The following is a 16,356-nucleotide window of genomic DNA, read 5'->3' as shown; positions in this document are numbered from 1 at the left end:
TTAGTTATTACCCTGCGTGCATTGGGTTAATAACACCACAGCATGTACTGAAATACCTTCTTTACGGCCAACATAACCGAGTTTTTCAGTAGTTGTTGCTTTAACATTTACTTGTGACAATTCAGCTTGTAAATCTTCAGCTAAACATGTGCGCATGGCTAATAAGTGCGGCGCAATTTTAGGTGCTTGTGCACAAATGGTAAGATCGGCATTACCTAACTGATAACCCGCTTCTGTCATCAACGAAACCACATGGCGTAATAAAATACGGCTATCGATATTTTCATAATCCGCATCAGTATCAGGAAAATGGTTACCAATATCACCTAACGCCAGCGCACCTAAAATAGCGTCACATAATGCGTGAATAGCAACATCGCCATCAGAGTGCGCGACAAAACCTTGTGGGTGTTCAATTTTAACACCGGCTAGTACTATTGGTCCTTGCCCACCAAATTTATGGACATCAAAGCCATGACCTATTCGCATGAAAGTTCCTGTTGTTGTATGTGTTGTGATTGCGGTGTTATACCAGCTTGAATTGACTGTTGTTGAAGAATAAAACTAGCAAGTGCCAGATCATCGTGACGGGTAATTTTAATATTATCACTACGTCCTTCAACAAGTTGACTGACTGCCCCCGCAAGCTCAATAGCAGAAGATTCATCGGTTATCTGCCATTGTTGTTGTAAACCTTGCTCTATTGCTTGTATTAACGTTTCAGTTAAATACATTTGTGGTGTAAAAGCATGCCATAAAACACTGCGATCAATCGTTTTATCAACCTGTTCACCAGCAGCTTGCTTCATGGTATCTCGTACAGGGCTTGCTAATAAGCCACCTTGCTGCTGCTGTAAACAGGCATTAATTAGTTTGGAGATATCATCATGAGTCACACAAGGCCTTGCTGCATCGTGCACCATCACCCAAGGGTATTGCTGTAGATCAATCACTTTTAAACCAGCAAGCACAGAATCCACTCTTTCTTTACCACCGATCACGGTTTGTATTTTAGGATGATTAAACAACGACGTTCGCGGAAAATATTCATCGTTCGCGCCTAACGCTAGTACCACTAAAGCAACTTGTGGGTGACTCAATAACCGTTCAACGGTATGTTCTAGAATGGTTTTATTAGCAATGGTTAAATATTGTTTCGGGCAATTGGCTTGCATTCGTTTACCAACACCTGCAGCAGGTATCACAACAGCTACCGAGCTTTGAGTTTTTATCATTATTGCTCAGTTACCCTCGAGTTATCTTGTGTTTGTTCATTTGGAATAAGTCGAAAAAATGTTTCACCTTCTTTGATCATGCCAAGTTCGTTACGAGCGCTTTCTTCAACCGCTTGAATGCCTAATTTTAAATCATCGATATCTGCGTATAAAATTTTATTTCGGCTTCTCAATTTTTCATTAGCTAACTTTTGACGTTGTACGTCTTCTTTCAAACCATAATAATCTGGCACTGAATTTTTGCCGAACCAAAGCCGATACTGTAGCAGCAACAAAAAAATCAATAATATGATTGAAATAATACGCATAAGGCAATTATCAAGTTAAATAGACTAGCTATTATAAAAGGCTAAGCGGCACTGTAAATTAAAAAAACAACTTAATTTACTAAAGCTGAAATTATGATGGGAAATAAAAGGAATTAAGTAGCCTGAATAGTAATTAAAACACAATTGGCTGTTTAAAGTTTCGCCAGTTAATAGCACATGATAAAAGCAATTCTCGTAATGATGGCATTATTGGTCGAGCGGTGCCGGTACTGTGCCAGCAATGGCCTGCACAAGCTGCTGTCATGACTTTTTTATTAGGCTTTAACAAGCGAAAATTGTCGGTATTTTCAATCATTCTGGCTTCTGTAAACCAGCCATGCTTATTGGTTCTAAAGCGCTGTTGATCGGCATCAATTCGATCAATTGAATCAAGCACAATAGAATTGGCATGTAATATCGGTACAATTAAACCATGCGGAATACTAAAACTTGTATACCATAACCAGACATCACTCGGGTTTTGTCCTGCCAGTGGCATTTTTTTAGTTTGTTTAGCTGACCAAGAAGCATTTTGCACATCAAGTTGTAACGGTGATACTTGTTGAGTCATTAAATGGGCAGTACGGTTAATATAATAACTTAAGCTTTTTACTTTCCCTTGAATTGCCTGCACGCTAGCAAAATCCCCATTAGCCAGTATACGTAACTCTCGCTCATAAAGCGCATTACATAACTCTGCATATTCAGCCGATATAGGCTGTGCTTGCCAAAGTGAGGTTTGTGACATTAATCGTTATAAGCTCTTAAGTGATCATTACCTTTAAGAATACTTGATCGTTGTCAAAAGATAAAATAAATGTAGCAATTTTAATCATTTGCACTTTTAAGGTTTAATTGAGGCATAAAAAAACCAGCACCTGAGTGCTGGTTTTTTAAGATAAGGTTTTTAGCAATAAAAAATTATTGACCTTTAACTTCAGATAAACCGTTAAAGATAGCTTTATCGCCTAAGAACTCTTCAATACGTAATAATTGGTTGTACTTAGAAACACGGTCAGAACGACATAAAGAACCTGTTTTAATTTGACCCGCTGCAGTACCTACTGCTAAATCAGCAATAGTTGCATCTTCAGTTTCACCTGAACGATGTGAGATAACAGCAGTAAAACCAGCATCTTTAGCCATTTTAATTGCTGCTAACGTTTCAGTTAACGAACCAATTTGGTTAAACTTGATTAAGATAGAGTTACCAATACCTTGCTCGATACCACGTGCTAAAATCTTAGTGTTAGTTACGAATAAGTCGTCACCAACGATTTGGATTTTGTCACCAAGGATCTTAGTTTGGTAAGCAAAACCGTCCCAATCTGACTCGTCTAAACCGTCTTCAATTGAAACGATTGGGTATTCTTCACAAAGGCTTGCTAAGAAGTCAGAGAATTCGTTAGCCGTAAATTGCTTGCCTTCACCTTTAAGGTCATAAATACCTGTTTCTTTGTTGTAGAACTCAGAAGCAGCACAGTCCATTGCTAAAGTAACGTCTTTACCTAATTCGTAACCAGCAGCAGAAACCGCTTCTTTGATTACTGCTAAAGCATCAGCGTTAGATGCTAAATCAGGAGCAAAACCACCTTCATCACCAACGGCTGTGTTTAAGCCTTTAGCTGATAATACTTTCTTAAGTGCGTGGAAGATTTCAGCACCCATACGTAATGCTTCTTTGAAGCTGTCAGCGCCAACAGGTTGAACCATAAATTCTTGGATATCAACGTTGTTATCAGCATGCTCACCACCGTTGATGATGTTCATCATTGGTAATGGTAAAGAATAAACACCAGGAGTGCCGTTTAAATCAGCGATGTGTTCAAATAATTGTACACCTTTAGCATTTGCTGCCGCTTTTGCTACTGCTAAAGAAACCGCTAAAATTGCATTAGCACCAAATTTTTCTTTGTTTTCAGTACCGTCTAAGTCGATCATGATTTGGTCAACTTTAGCTTGCTCTAATGCGCTTTGACCAACTAATGCTGGAGCAATGCTGTCGTTTACTGCAGCAACCGCTTTTAAAACACCTTTACCTAAATAACGAGCTTTATCACCATCACGTAATTCTAATGCTTCACGCGAACCAGTTGATGCACCAGAAGGAGCAGCGGCACGGCCCCAAGCGCCAGACTCTAAATATACGTCGGCTTCAACTGTTGGGTTACCGCGAGAATCCATAATTTCACGAGCAATAATTTTACTAATATTTGACATTTTTTTTCCTCTGTATGTATCAATCTGATTTTATGTTTATTACAACATAAGCTCATTAAACTTTTATTGACGATAATGAATAATTCATTTTATTTACTACCTTTTCAACTAGCTAAAAAGGTTTTTGCTCTGTTCCATGAGCGGGTTTAAAAAACTTAATTTCCTTTAACGAAAAACCGCAGCTAGGCTACGGTTTGACGTGTTTAATGGCGTTAGTTTTGTTTACTGTGGGTTAATGCCGCAGCGACAAAACCTTGGAATAATGGGTGTCCATCACGTGGTGTCGAATTAAATTCAGGATGGAATTGACCCGCAATAAACCAAGGATGATCTGGTATTTCAATGACTTCAACCAGTTTTTTATCTGAAGATAAACCAGAAAATACTAATCCGGCTGCAGATAATTCATCTCTAAAATTATTATTTACTTCATAACGGTGACGGTGACGTTCATAAATAGTTTCGCTACCGTATATTTCACACGTTTTTGTGTTTGGCATTAAATGACAAAGCTGTGAACCTAAACGCATAGTGCCACCCAAATCTGAGTGTTCATTACGGTATTCAACTTTACCTTCTTCATCTAACCATTCGTTGATCAAACCAATTACTGGATGCTCACTTTCAGGGTTAAATTCGGTACTGTGGGCATCAGCCATACCAGCAACATTACGGGCAAACTCGATTAAGGCCACTTGCATCCCTAAACAAATCCCTAAATAAGGTATTTTATTTTCACGTGCATATTGAGCGGCAATAATTTTACCTTCAACACCACGCTCACCAAAACCACCAGGCACAAGAATCGCATCGATGTTTTGTAATACTTCAATACCTTTACTCTCAACATCTTGCGAGTCAATATACTTAATATTAACTGTTACTTGGTTTTGAATACCTGCATGTTTAAGAGCTTCGTTCACTGATTTGTATGCATCAGGTAATTCAATATATTTACCTACCATACCAATAGTGACTTCACCTTTAGGGTTAGCTTCTTTGAACAATACTTGTTCCCATTCGGCTAAATCTGCTTCAGGTAAATCTAAACCAAAACGCTTAGTGACTATTTCGTCAGTACCTTGCGATTTTAATAACGCTGGAATTTTATAAATGCTGTCAACATCACGCATTGACACAACAGCTTTTTCTTCAACATTACAGAACAATGCAATTTTTGCGCGTTCAGTTGCTGGAATAGAACCTTCACTACGACACACTAAGATATCAGGGAAAATACCAATAGAGCGTAACTCTTTAACGGAATGTTGAGTCGGCTTAGTTTTAATTTCACCTGATGGTGCTAAATAAGGCACTAACGTTAAATGCATAAACATAGCGCGTTCACGGCCAAGTTCAGTGCCTAATTGACGGATAGCTTCTAAAAATGGTTGTGATTCAATATCACCAACCGTACCACCGATTTCAACCATAGCTACGTCATAACCTTCCGCACCTTCAATCACACGGCGTTTTATGTCGTTAGTAATATGTGGAATAACTTGAATTGTTGCCCCTAAAAATTCACCTTTACGCTCACGCGCAAGAATATCTTGGTAAATTCTACCTGTGGTAAAGTTATTGCGCTTCGTCATTTTGGTACGAATAAAGCGTTCGTAATGACCTAAATCTAAATCAGTTTCGGCACCATCTTCAGTAACAAACACTTCACCGTGCTGAATAGGGCTCATGGTGCCCGGGTCAACATTAATATACGGGTCAAGCTTCAGCATGGTAACTTTTAAACCACGCGCTTCAAGAATTGCAGCTAATGAAGCAGCGGCGATACCTTTACCGAGGGATGAAACAACCCCGCCTGTGACAAATATATATCTTGTAGTCATGTAAAACCCAGAAGTATGGAAATAAGAAAAATTGGCTAAATCTATTTAATACAAAACAGTAATAAAACAGCTTAGCAAGACGGGAAAACATTATACCGAAAGCCGCGTTTAGTAACAATATCTGAAAACAGAGAATTACCGATTAATTAGAATATTTTCATGCGTGCTGTCAATATAGGAAACTAGATTGAAAATATTCCGATTCGAGTTACTATAGTGCAACTTTTTTCTTCAAGGTAATCTTATGACCAATCAACGCCTAAGCGACACTTTAGCTGCTATCGATAATATTAATCGTCAAGATCCCAACGTTACCGATATCAATGGCACAGCAACCCCGAAAGAATTACTTTACGGCGAGCGCATGTCTGCTTGTTTAAATAAATACTGGCCTGACGCCAATGAATATTTACAAATTGCGGTGCGCGCACAACATATTAAGCGCTGGCACTTAAAACGCGCTGAATTTCCAGAAGGAAAATCAGGCTACTTTACTTGGCGTAAAGAGTTAGGAAAATTTCATGCTGAACTTGCCAAAAGTCTAATGTTAGAAAATGGCTATAGCGAAGATGAAGGCCAAATCACTGCCGACATTGTGAAAAAAACAAAATTAAAAAGTAATGAAAATAGCCAAACCCTTGAAGATGTTGCTTGTTTGGTATTTTTAATGTTCTATTTTGATGAATTTGCCGCTAAATATTCAGAAAGTAAAATTATTTCCATAGTCCAAAAAACATGGAATAAAATGTCTGATAAAGGCCACGAGATAGCATTAAGCTTAACGTTACCGCCCCATTTAGCTAACATTGTTGGCAAGGCACTAAACGGCTCATAAATAAACGCGGCAGAAATTCGCTGGCAAAATGTAATTAATTGTAAAAACAGTCGTGTTTTAAGCCTATTGTTTCTATGATGTCTGCCTAGCTTAAGTCTAAAGTACAATGCCAAGCTATCTATATTGACTATAGATAATGAAAAAAATAGAAAGATAAAAACGACAAGAGGTTCAATTGAAAACACCATTTCCTAAATTAAAAGCCGCCAGCTTATTATCAACGGCTATTCTGTCAACGTTAATTGCCCCGATGTCTGCCAATGCGACCGTGGTAGAGTTTGATACTTCGCATGGTAAAGTAAAAGTCAGCTTGTATGATGAAACAACGCCAACTACCGTCGCTAACTTTTTAAGTTATGTCGCTGATGGCAGTTATGATAATACGATTTTTCATCGTGATGCTAAAACATCTGCAGGTGATAACTTTATCATTCAAGGCGGTAGTTATTATTTTGATCCTACTGACTTATTTAAATTTAAGCCAAGCAATGCGCCTATTCGCAACGAGCCTATTTATTCAAACGTGGCTGGCACTATTGCCATGGCGAAAACGTCAAGCCCGAACAGCGCAACCCGCCAATGGTTTTTTAACTTAAATGACAACAGCTCAAGTTTAGATATTGTAGAAAACAGCGGTGGTTTTACTGTTTTTGGCCAAGTAATTGAAGGTTACGAAAATTTAGAAGCAATGGCTGAGATTAATAAATGTTTCTATAATAATCGTCAAGAATTACCCTTTGTTGTTGCCACCGATAAAACCTGTAGTGATTACACTTTAACACCAAGTGATGACTCAGATAAATTAGCCATTACTACTGATAACTTTATTACCGTCAATTCAATTACTATCACAGATGCTACTGTTGATACTGTGAGTGGTTTAACCTTACCTATCAATGAATTATTAGACTCTGATGCTGATGGTGAAGTAAACACCATTGATGATGATGACGATGGTGATGGTGTTTTAGATGTTGATGACTTATACCCATTTGATCCTACAGAATCAGCTGATTCTGATGGTGATGGCTCTCCTGACAATACCGATAAATTCCCTGATGATAGTTCGGAACAAACCGATTTTGATGAAGATGGCACAGGTGATAATGCCGATTTAGATGATGACAACGATGGGGTTGAAGATACTGAAGATGCATTCCCATTTGACGATTCCGAAACAACGGATTCAGATAACGACGGTGTGGGTGATAATGCTGACGAATTCCCTAATGATCCTGAGGAATGGCGCGATCTTGATAAAGATGGTGTAGGTGATAATGCCGATGCTTGTCCGGTTGATGCATCAGAGCAAGTAGATACTGATGGTGACGGTTATTGTGACGGTAAAGATAAATACCCAGAAGACGCTTCGGAATACCTTGATACTGACTTAGACGGTATTGGCGACAATGCCGATGATGATGATGATGGCGACGGTGTTTTAGATGTTGACGATTATTATCCAAAAAACCCAGATCGTTGGGAAAACCCTTACGGCACTGATGATGACAGTGGCGGCTCACTTTCTTGGTTTGCTCTATTGTCTTTAGGTTTGGTTCGTTTATTTCGTCGTAAATAAACCAAACAAATAGCGATGTTTACCTTTATTTAGCGTTATGCTGACTGTTCAGCTTTAACTCTGATAAAGGTAAACGAGCAATAAAAATTATCGGGAACATCATAAATAAAATAAAGCTGATTTTTACATAGGTATTTTCTATAAAATAACTCGAATAAATCATAGTTAAAATAATCGACAATAACGCGATCACTTTCGCTTTTTTAGGAATGCTTCGAGTTTCACGCCAATTTGTGATTAGCGGACCAAAAACTTTGTTATCTAATAATTTTTGATGAAAACGTGGTGATGACTTAGCAAAACAAGCGGTTGCTACTAATAAAAAAGGGGTTGTGGGTAATAAAGGTAAAACAACACCTAAGCCAGCTAAACCAACAAAAAATATTCCCGCAATTTTCAATAAAAATATCTGCATTATCAATACCTATGCCACCATTCTTTTTAAGCATAGCCCAAAATTTTAGTTATCCCGAGTTCAGGTTAAATAAACTCTGATTATTTAACCTTAACCGTATTGTTGGTATCTCGGCTTTGTTTAATTAACTGATCCGAAAAGTGGGTTAAGTTTGATTTGGCTAAACGATCATAAAGCAGCACATTAACACTCGCTGCTAAATTCATACAACCAATAGTTGGTACATAGACAACACTGTCGGCACTATCGACAACCGCTTGGCTAATAGTGCCGTCTTCTGGACCAAAAATATACATGGCCTTTTCAGGATGAATAAATTCTGGTAGCGGGGTTGCTCCTTCCACTAGATCAACACAAATCACTTTTACATCATCAGGCTTATTTACTAAAAAGTCATCTACATGCTCAAGCGGAATTTTATTGCTGACATCTTTTGTATCCGTTTGAAACTTTGCCGCTTTCGCATAACGTATGCCGCTATAAAGTACCTTGTTGGCTTGATAACATCCTGCCGCCCGCATAACCGCACCAACATTTGTTGGGCTTTTAGGATCAGTTAACGCGATGGTGACATCTTGGTTGGCGGGTAATGAAATCACTTTTGCGACTTCTCGATACCTAGTATTCGCTTTTTTCATCTAGTTTCACTTGTTGCCAATATGCTTCTAACGAAGGTAAGTCATGGTCTTGAAAGGGTTTTCCTGAAGATTTTACTTGTGCTTCGACCCCTTGAAAACGTTTAGTGAATTTTTTATTCGCCGCTCTCAATAAAGCTTCAGGGTCTTGTTTTTCATGACGACATAAATTCACTACTGCAAACAATAAGTCCCCTAGCTCTTCTGCTAACGCTTGCGGCTGTTCATGAAGCACTTCTTCCACTTCTAGTACTTCTTCTTTAATTTTTGCTAACACATCTTCTTTGTTATGCCAGTCAAAACCAACATGAGAACAGCGTTTTTGAATTTTAGCGGCTTGCGACAATGCCGGTAAATTTTTAGGAATATCGGCCAGTACACTTAATTCTTGCTCTGCGTTTTTATCTTGTCGCTCTTTCGCTTTTTCATTTTCCCAATTTGCTTTAATTTCTTCGTCAGTGGTTAATTTTGAATCGGCAAACACATGGGGATGACGACGAATTAATTTTTCACAAATAGCAGCAACAACTGCATCAAAGTCAAACAGTTTTTCTTCTTCTGCTAGCTGGCTATAAAAAATGACCTGAAATAATAAATCGCCCAGCTCTTTTTCTAATTCATTAAAATCTGCCTGCTCGATAGCATCAGCAACTTCATAAGCTTCTTCTAGCGTGTAAGGCACAATTGAGGCGAAGTTTTGTTTTAAATCCCATGGACAACCGGCATCAGGATCACGTAATTGCGCCATGATCCAACGTAATTTATCAATGGAAGGTACTGCTGTTAACATAAATCATTTACTCTTTTATACCCGATGAACGTCAACAACATCATCAATTTGACTCACTTTATTGATCAAACGCGTTAACATATCACCATTAGATACTTCTAATTTTATTACCATCGACATGCTGTTTTTCATCACATCTGAATTACTTTCCATACCTAAAATACTGATCCTATCATTGGAAATAATGGTGGAAACATCACGCAATAAACCTTGGCGATCATTCGCTATAATTTTTAAGCTAACTTGGTATTTCTGGGTTTGTTTATCACCCCATTGCACCTCAACTTGTCGTTCAGGCTGTTGCGATAATAAATGATTTAATTGCTCACAATCTTGGCGATGTACTGAAATACCTCGGCCTTGAGTAATAAATCCTAAAATGTCATCACCCGGCACAGGCTGACAACATTTGGCCATATGCGTTAATAAATTACCAACGCCTGAAACCGTAATGCCGTTTGCATCAACATTTTTTTGCTCGCTCGGCCGTTTAACAATGCTGTTAATATCAAGCTCTGGCTCAGGTAAATCAGCCTTTTCTTTTTGCTCAATAAAGTGAATAACATTTAATAACTTTATATGACTAGAGCCGATTGCAACATAAAGATCATCAACTGTGGTTAAGTTGTAATGCTTAGCCACTGTTGATAAATTAATCGAACTCAAATGCTGTTTTTGTAACTCGGCATCAAGTAACTCTTTGCCTTGGCTTAAATGTTTGTCACGGTCGAGCAATTTAAAAAAGTGCTGAACTTTCGCTCGCGCTCGACTCGTATGAATGTAATTTAAATTAGGATTTAACCAATCTCTACTCGGGTTCGGTGTTTTACTGGTTAAAATTTCAACTTGGTCACCGGTTTGTAATTGGTAGGTGAACGGTACAATTCGACCACTTATTTTCGCCCCAATACAACAATGTCCAACGTTAGAATGAATATAATAAGCAAAATCTAATGGCGTAGCACCAACCGGTAAATCAATGACATCACCGTTTGGAGTAAAAGCATAAATTCTATCTTCAAATACTTGGCTACGCAGCTCATCCAGCATGGTATCACTTTCAACCACATCATCTTGCCATTGTAGAATTTTTCTTAACCAATTAATTTTTTCATCAAAACCTGATGTTTTACCATGCGCCGAGCCTTCTTTATATTTCCAATGGGCAGCAACACCGAGCTCGGCATCTTCATCCATTTGTTTAGTACGAATTTGTACTTCAACGGCTTTGCCTTCAGGCCCTAAAACAACCGTATGAATTGATTGGTATCCATTCGGTTTTGGTGTCGCAACATAATCATCAAATTCATTGGGTAGATGCTTCCAGGTAGTATGCACCGCTCCTAATGCGCCATAACAATCTTGGAGTTCTTCAACAATAATGCGTACCGCTCGTACATCAAACAATTGTTCGAAGTCGAGGGATTTTTTTTGCATTTTTTTCCAAATACTAAAAATGTGTTTTGGTCGGCCATAAACCGTGCCTTTTACATGCATTTTTTCAAGCTGAGCTTGTAGGTGATTAACAAAATCCAGCATGTATTTTTCGCGATCTAAACGCTTACCATCTAACCAACTGGCAATTTTCATATACACGTCAGGGTGTAAGTAACGAAACGAGATATCTTCTAATTCCCATTTCAATTGCCCTATACCTAAGCGGTTAGCTAACGGTGCATAAATATTTTCAGTTTCTTTGGCCGCAATAACACGTGTTTCTTCATCGGCGTTTTTCACAATGCGCAAATAACACAAACGCTCAGCCAGCTTAATAACCACAGCACGAACATCATCCACCATCGCTAATAACATACGACGAATGTTGTCGATTTGATTATTACCTATTTGACTGGTTTGTGACTGCTGTAAGGTTTTAATGGCTTCCATTTGAGCAACGCCGTTACAAAGCATATAAATAGCTTTGCCATAATTCGCTTTGACCTCTTCTAACGACATTAATTTATATTCGCAAAGAGGCACTAAAAAAGCAGCGCATAAAGAGTCAGCATCTAAATTTAACTCAGCAAGAATTTCCACCATTTCTAATGACTTGGTTTCACATTCTAAGTGATTAATTAATTTACCCTTTACTTGTAACCATAACGCTTCAAGTGCCGATTTTTTATTGGGTGTTAGCGAGAGCCTTGATAGCCATTCATCAAAGCTAGTTTCAGACATAAGATGTGATTTACGAACAGATACCATAACTGTATCACCTTAAAAAATTAACAGCTGTGTAATCATTTACTTGGAACAAACAATACCATAGTTTCAATGTGCTTTGTTTGAGAAAACATGTCCATTAAGGCAATTTTTTCAATTTTATAACCTTGTTTTATCATCAAAGCAGTATCTCTGGCTAAACTACTGGGATCACAACTAATATAAAGGACTTTTTCGGCCTTAAATTGGCTAATTTGTTCAACCGCTTGTTCGGCACCAGCACGAGCAGGATCGAGTACAATTTTATTATATTGTGTGGCTAACCAAGGTGCATCCTGCCAATCACTATTAAGATCAGCATGATAAAAATGGCAATTATTAAGCTTATTTAAACTAGCATTTTCGCCAGCTTTATCAACCATGGCGGTAACGCCTTCAACACCGGTTACCGAGCTGACCTGTTTAGCTATTGGCAAACTAAAGTTGCCTAAGCCACAAAAAAGATCGAGCACTTGATCCGTGTTGGTTAATTCCAACCAGTTAATGGCTTGTTGTACCATTAACTGGTTAATTTTGTGATTTACTTGAATAAAATCATTCGGTGAAAATCGGATCTCACTATCATCAAGTAACGAATAGGTTAACGCTAATGAAGCATCCTCATTAGATAAAGGCTGTAACGTTTTACCATCATCAATAATCACCTGCCATTGATGCTCTTGTGCGGCAGCTAACCATAACGCTTTATCTTCAGCGGGTAGTTTGATCAATTGACGAACCACTACACACACCCGATCTGCCGAAATCACTTCAATATGACCAACCGATTTATGACCGGTTAACGTATCGAGCACCTTTTTTAACGGCACAAAAATATCGGCAATATTTTCATTCAACACCTGACAATGCTGAATATTAATCAAATTATTACTACTGTTTTGACGAAAGCCAACAATGGCTTCACCGTGTTTATTATATTGCACACCAATACGTGCTTTTCGCCGGTAATGGTAAAAATCGGAAGTAAGATTGGTTTGCCAAGGTAACGCCGAAATATCTATATTCGCTCGGCTTAATAACTGACTGACTTTTTGCTGTTTAAAACTTAACTGCGCAGGGTAATCCAGATGTTGTAAATTACAGCCACCACATTGACTAAAATATCGACATGGCACTTGCACCCTATCTTCACTTTTTGATGTGATCGCCAATAATTTCGCTTTAATGTATTTACTGCTTTGTTCAATAACTTTAACACTGACCTTTTCACCGGGTAACGCTTGTTCAATAAACACGGATTGCTTTTGATATTGCGCCACACCGCAACCATTATGATCTAAACGACTAACATTTAGCGCTAATGTTTTATTCAGTAAACTTTGTTTTTTGGGTGGTTTGTAAAATGTCACCATAATGAATGAAATCTCTTTCTGCGGGCACAATACGTAACTATTACGTAATAGCATGTTATATCGCTATAAATTTACATCGCTATATGACATGATATGATTTAGGTAGCAGATTTTACACTAATTTTTCCTCGATAGATGCAGAAAATAAGCTTAAAAGAATGGGTTGTACTACTGACTATTGTGCCAACAACTGTCATAGGGATCAGTATTGCCAGCTACTTTTCCTACCAACGTTATGTTGAACTCGATGACTTTTTAGCCTTAAGAGCTACAAGTATTATTGAACCTTTAGCGATCACCAGTTCTGAACATTTACAGCATAAAAATCGCGAAAAGCTCCGTGAACTAATCGGTTTTGCCCACCGTAGCCATTCAACCATCATAAAAAGTATTACGGTTTTTACTCTAGATCACCAAGTTTTTGTTACGAGTGCCTATCACGGCGATACCAACCTTTTACGGTTAAATAATCAAACCAATATTCCTAGTAATACAAGTCGAGAAAGCATTGATGATTACGTAATTTTTAGAACACCGATCATCAATGAATATCCTCGCCTTAATGATAGTAATGACCATATTGAAAACCTAGGTTATATCACCTTACAAATTGACCGTAGCACGTTAAAGTTTGATCAACAAACAGAGTTACTTACGGCTTTTTTTATTGTTTTGGTTGGCTCTTTTGTCAGCGGTTTTTTTACTTTTAAGCTAATAAAAAATGTAACTCGACCAGTAACTTCTATGGTACAAGCGGTTGATAGAATTCGAGAAGGTAAATTAGAAAGCCGAGTTAGTGGCCAATTAATTGGCGAACTCAATTTTCTTAAAAATGGTATTAATGCGATGGCGCAATCATTAGGAGATTATCATGATGAAATGCAGCGCAGTATTGACCAAGCAACTTTAGACTTACGTGAAAGTTTAGAGCAATTTGAAATACAAAACGTTGAATTAGACTTAGCCAAAAGAAAGGCGCAAGATGCCAACCGCGTTAAGTCAGAATTTTTAGCGAATATGAGTCATGAATTAAGAACTCCGCTAAATGGTGTCCTTGGTTTTACGCGGCAAGTATTGAAAACGCCATTAACCGATACACAGCGTGATTATTTAGAAACCATTGAACGCTCTGCTAATAATTTACTCGCCATCATCAACGACATTCTCGACTTCTCAAAACTTGATGCTGGTAAAATGATCATAGAAAAAATTCCGTTCATTTTTCGAGATGCGATTGAAGAGACGATTACCTTATTAGCGCCAAGTGCCCATAAAAAGAATATTGAATTTTCATACCGAGTTGCTAGCAATATTCCTGATGGCGTTATTGGTGATGCCATGAGAATTAAACAAATATTATTAAACCTTGCCAACAATGCGATTAAATTTACCCAAACAGGTTTTGTCACTATCGATATTGACTGTGATCAAAATGACGGCAAACAAGCCTTGTTAAAGTTCACCATTACCGATACCGGTATTGGCATGAGCAAAAAACAGCAGGCATCACTATTTGAAGCATTTAGCCAAGCAGATAAAAGTGTCACGCGACTTTATGGCGGTACCGGTTTAGGGCTGGTTATATCGCAGCGTTTAGCTGAAGAAATGCAAGGTGATATTGGTTTTCATAGTAATAAAGATCAAGGTTCTTCATTCTGGTTCACCTGCCAATGTGAAATCAACCCGGTACAAATTAAAACCTCAATTGATACTTCGCCATTACATCAACAGCCCATTTTATATTTTGAACCCCAAGATCATAGCCGTATGGCAACCAGTCGGTTATTAGAAACTTGGGGCATGGAAGTGACACCATGTACTAGTATTGAGGAATTAACCAATATACTCATTAATGAAAACCATTATCAACATGCGCTGATCGGCTACAATATTAGCCCTACCGCCCTTAACGATTTAAAAGAGTTATTAACAACACTAGCGCCGAAAATAAATAATATTCATTTTGCCATCAATAGTAATTCGCCCAGCTTACAAGAAGCATTATTGTCCGCAGGTGCTAAAAGCTGTTTAAGTAAGCCGATTATTCCATCGAGGTTATTAAAAGAGCTTATGCCGCATGCAAGTGTTGCCGAGCAAAATAACAACACTAAACATTGCCAAAAACTACCAATAAAAGTACTCGCTGTTGATGATAATGATGCCAACTTAAAATTAATTAAAGCCCTTTTATTAGAACAGGTAACTGACGTTGCCACCGCGGTTAATGGTGAACACGCTTTACGCATGGCTGAAAATGAAAAGTTCGCGTTAATTTTTATGGATATTCAAATGCCGGTGATGGATGGCGCAACAGCATTAAGTAAAATAAGAACTGAAACCTTTAACGAAAGCACACCAATTATTGCGGTAACGGCTCATGCCTTAGCCGGTGAAAAAGAAAAACTCTTGCAACAAGGTTTTGACTCTTACATGACTAAACCTATTGATGAAGCCATGCTAAAACACACTATTTATGAATATTGTGATACTAACCTGTTTACTTCTGAAGTAGTGCCTGAGCTATTGAACACACCATTACTAGCAACAAAAACGGTAACCAAAGATGCTAGTAATCAGGATATTGATTGGCCTTTAGCGATAAAGCGCGCGGGTAATAAAGAAGATCTGGCCCGTGACATGTTAGCCGGCTTAATTAAAACCTTACCAGAAACAAAACTCAGTATTGAAGATGCCATTTCATGTCAGGATACTGAGCAAGTAAAAACCCTGATCCATAAGTTAAATGGAGCTTGCTGTTATTGTGGCGTACCAAATTTAAGTAAAATTATTCACCAAATAGAAACACAATTAAAACAAGATGCCAGTTTAACCTGCTTGGAACCAGAGTTTTTTGAGTTTGCTGAACACATCGAACGATTAATTGTCAAAGCACCTAGATACTTAAGTTAAACCTATCATC

Annotated in this window: 14 protein-coding genes; 3 read left to right on the top strand and 11 right to left on the bottom strand. The window is 38.1% G+C overall.

What is annotated here, in order from left to right; genetic code table 11:
• The 6 genes from ispF to pyrG all read right to left on the bottom strand — a co-directional run bounded on the left by ispF (position 1) and on the right by pyrG (position 5,607).
• Positions 1-489 (bottom strand): 2-C-methyl-D-erythritol 2,4-cyclodiphosphate synthase, encoded by a 489-nt coding sequence (gene ispF / locus ACSLUO_RS06365; protein WP_448247198.1) that lies wholly within the window; start codon positions 487-489, stop codon positions 1-3.
• Positions 480-1,235 (bottom strand): 2-C-methyl-D-erythritol 4-phosphate cytidylyltransferase, encoded by a 756-nt coding sequence (ispD, locus tag ACSLUO_RS06360; RefSeq protein ID WP_448247196.1) that lies wholly within the window; start codon positions 1,233-1,235, stop codon positions 480-482. The genes ispF and ispD overlap by 10 nt, the downstream gene beginning before the upstream one ends.
• Complete coding sequence (ftsB, locus tag ACSLUO_RS06355; RefSeq protein WP_448247194.1) at positions 1,235-1,543, bottom strand: cell division protein FtsB; 309 nt, start codon at positions 1,541-1,543, stop codon at positions 1,235-1,237. The genes ispD and ftsB overlap by 1 nt, the downstream gene beginning before the upstream one ends.
• Positions 1,544-1,676: 133 nt before the next feature.
• The gene (locus ACSLUO_RS06350) at positions 1,677-2,291 is read right to left on the bottom strand and encodes a hypothetical protein (protein ID WP_448247193.1); all 615 of its coding nucleotides are present in this window, start codon (positions 2,289-2,291) and stop codon (positions 1,677-1,679) included.
• 173 nt (positions 2,292-2,464) lie between these two features.
• On the bottom strand, positions 2,465-3,763 hold the full coding sequence (gene eno, locus ACSLUO_RS06345; RefSeq protein ID WP_448247191.1) for a phosphopyruvate hydratase: 1,299 nt from the start codon (positions 3,761-3,763) through the stop codon (positions 2,465-2,467).
• 212 nt (positions 3,764-3,975) lie between these two features.
• On the bottom strand, positions 3,976-5,607 hold the full coding sequence (gene pyrG / locus ACSLUO_RS06340) for a CTP synthase (RefSeq protein ID WP_448247190.1): 1,632 nt from the start codon (positions 5,605-5,607) through the stop codon (positions 3,976-3,978).
• A 244-nt stretch (positions 5,608-5,851) separates the two neighbouring features.
• Here pyrG and ACSLUO_RS06335 point away from each other — a divergent pair, with 244 nt between their 5' ends.
• Both ACSLUO_RS06335 and ACSLUO_RS06330 read left to right on the top strand, forming a co-directional pair.
• On the top strand, positions 5,852-6,442 hold the full coding sequence (locus ACSLUO_RS06335; RefSeq protein ID WP_448247188.1) for a DUF4202 domain-containing protein: 591 nt from the start codon (positions 5,852-5,854) through the stop codon (positions 6,440-6,442).
• 175 nt (positions 6,443-6,617) lie between these two features.
• Positions 6,618-8,021, top strand: coding sequence for a peptidylprolyl isomerase (locus tag ACSLUO_RS06330; RefSeq protein ID WP_448247186.1), 1,404 nt, complete (start codon positions 6,618-6,620; stop codon positions 8,019-8,021).
• A 25-nt stretch (positions 8,022-8,046) separates the two neighbouring features.
• On the opposite strand, the gene ACSLUO_RS06325 is transcribed toward ACSLUO_RS06330, so the two are convergent.
• The 5 genes from ACSLUO_RS06325 to rlmD all read right to left on the bottom strand — a co-directional run bounded on the left by ACSLUO_RS06325 (position 8,047) and on the right by rlmD (position 13,436).
• A complete protein-coding gene (locus ACSLUO_RS06325) occupies positions 8,047-8,436 on the bottom strand; it encodes a YbaN family protein (protein WP_448247184.1) in 390 nt (129 codons plus the stop codon).
• 80 nt (positions 8,437-8,516) lie between these two features.
• On the bottom strand, positions 8,517-9,074 hold the full coding sequence (locus ACSLUO_RS06320; protein WP_448247182.1) for an RNA methyltransferase: 558 nt from the start codon (positions 9,072-9,074) through the stop codon (positions 8,517-8,519).
• A complete protein-coding gene (gene mazG, locus ACSLUO_RS06315; protein ID WP_448247180.1) occupies positions 9,055-9,861 on the bottom strand; it encodes a nucleoside triphosphate pyrophosphohydrolase in 807 nt (268 codons plus the stop codon). The genes ACSLUO_RS06320 and mazG overlap by 20 nt, the downstream gene beginning before the upstream one ends.
• A gap of 15 nt (positions 9,862-9,876) precedes the next feature.
• On the bottom strand, positions 9,877-12,066 hold the full coding sequence (relA, locus tag ACSLUO_RS06310) for a GTP diphosphokinase (protein ID WP_448247179.1): 2,190 nt from the start codon (positions 12,064-12,066) through the stop codon (positions 9,877-9,879).
• Positions 12,067-12,101: 35 nt separating this feature from the next.
• Positions 12,102-13,436, bottom strand: a complete 1,335-nt coding sequence (rlmD, locus tag ACSLUO_RS06305) for a 23S rRNA (uracil(1939)-C(5))-methyltransferase RlmD (RefSeq protein ID WP_448247178.1) — start codon at positions 13,434-13,436, stop codon at positions 12,102-12,104.
• 135 nt (positions 13,437-13,571) lie between these two features.
• Here rlmD and barA point away from each other — a divergent pair, with 135 nt between their 5' ends.
• Positions 13,572-16,346, top strand: a complete 2,775-nt coding sequence (barA, locus tag ACSLUO_RS06300) for a two-component sensor histidine kinase BarA (protein ID WP_448247177.1) — start codon at positions 13,572-13,574, stop codon at positions 16,344-16,346.
• The last annotated feature ends 10 nt before the right edge of the window (positions 16,347-16,356 follow it).

The organism is Thalassotalea agariperforans, from assembly GCF_053470345.1.
The sequence above is the reverse complement of the archived record's forward strand: the minus strand, read 5'-3'. Positions and strand labels throughout refer to the sequence as shown.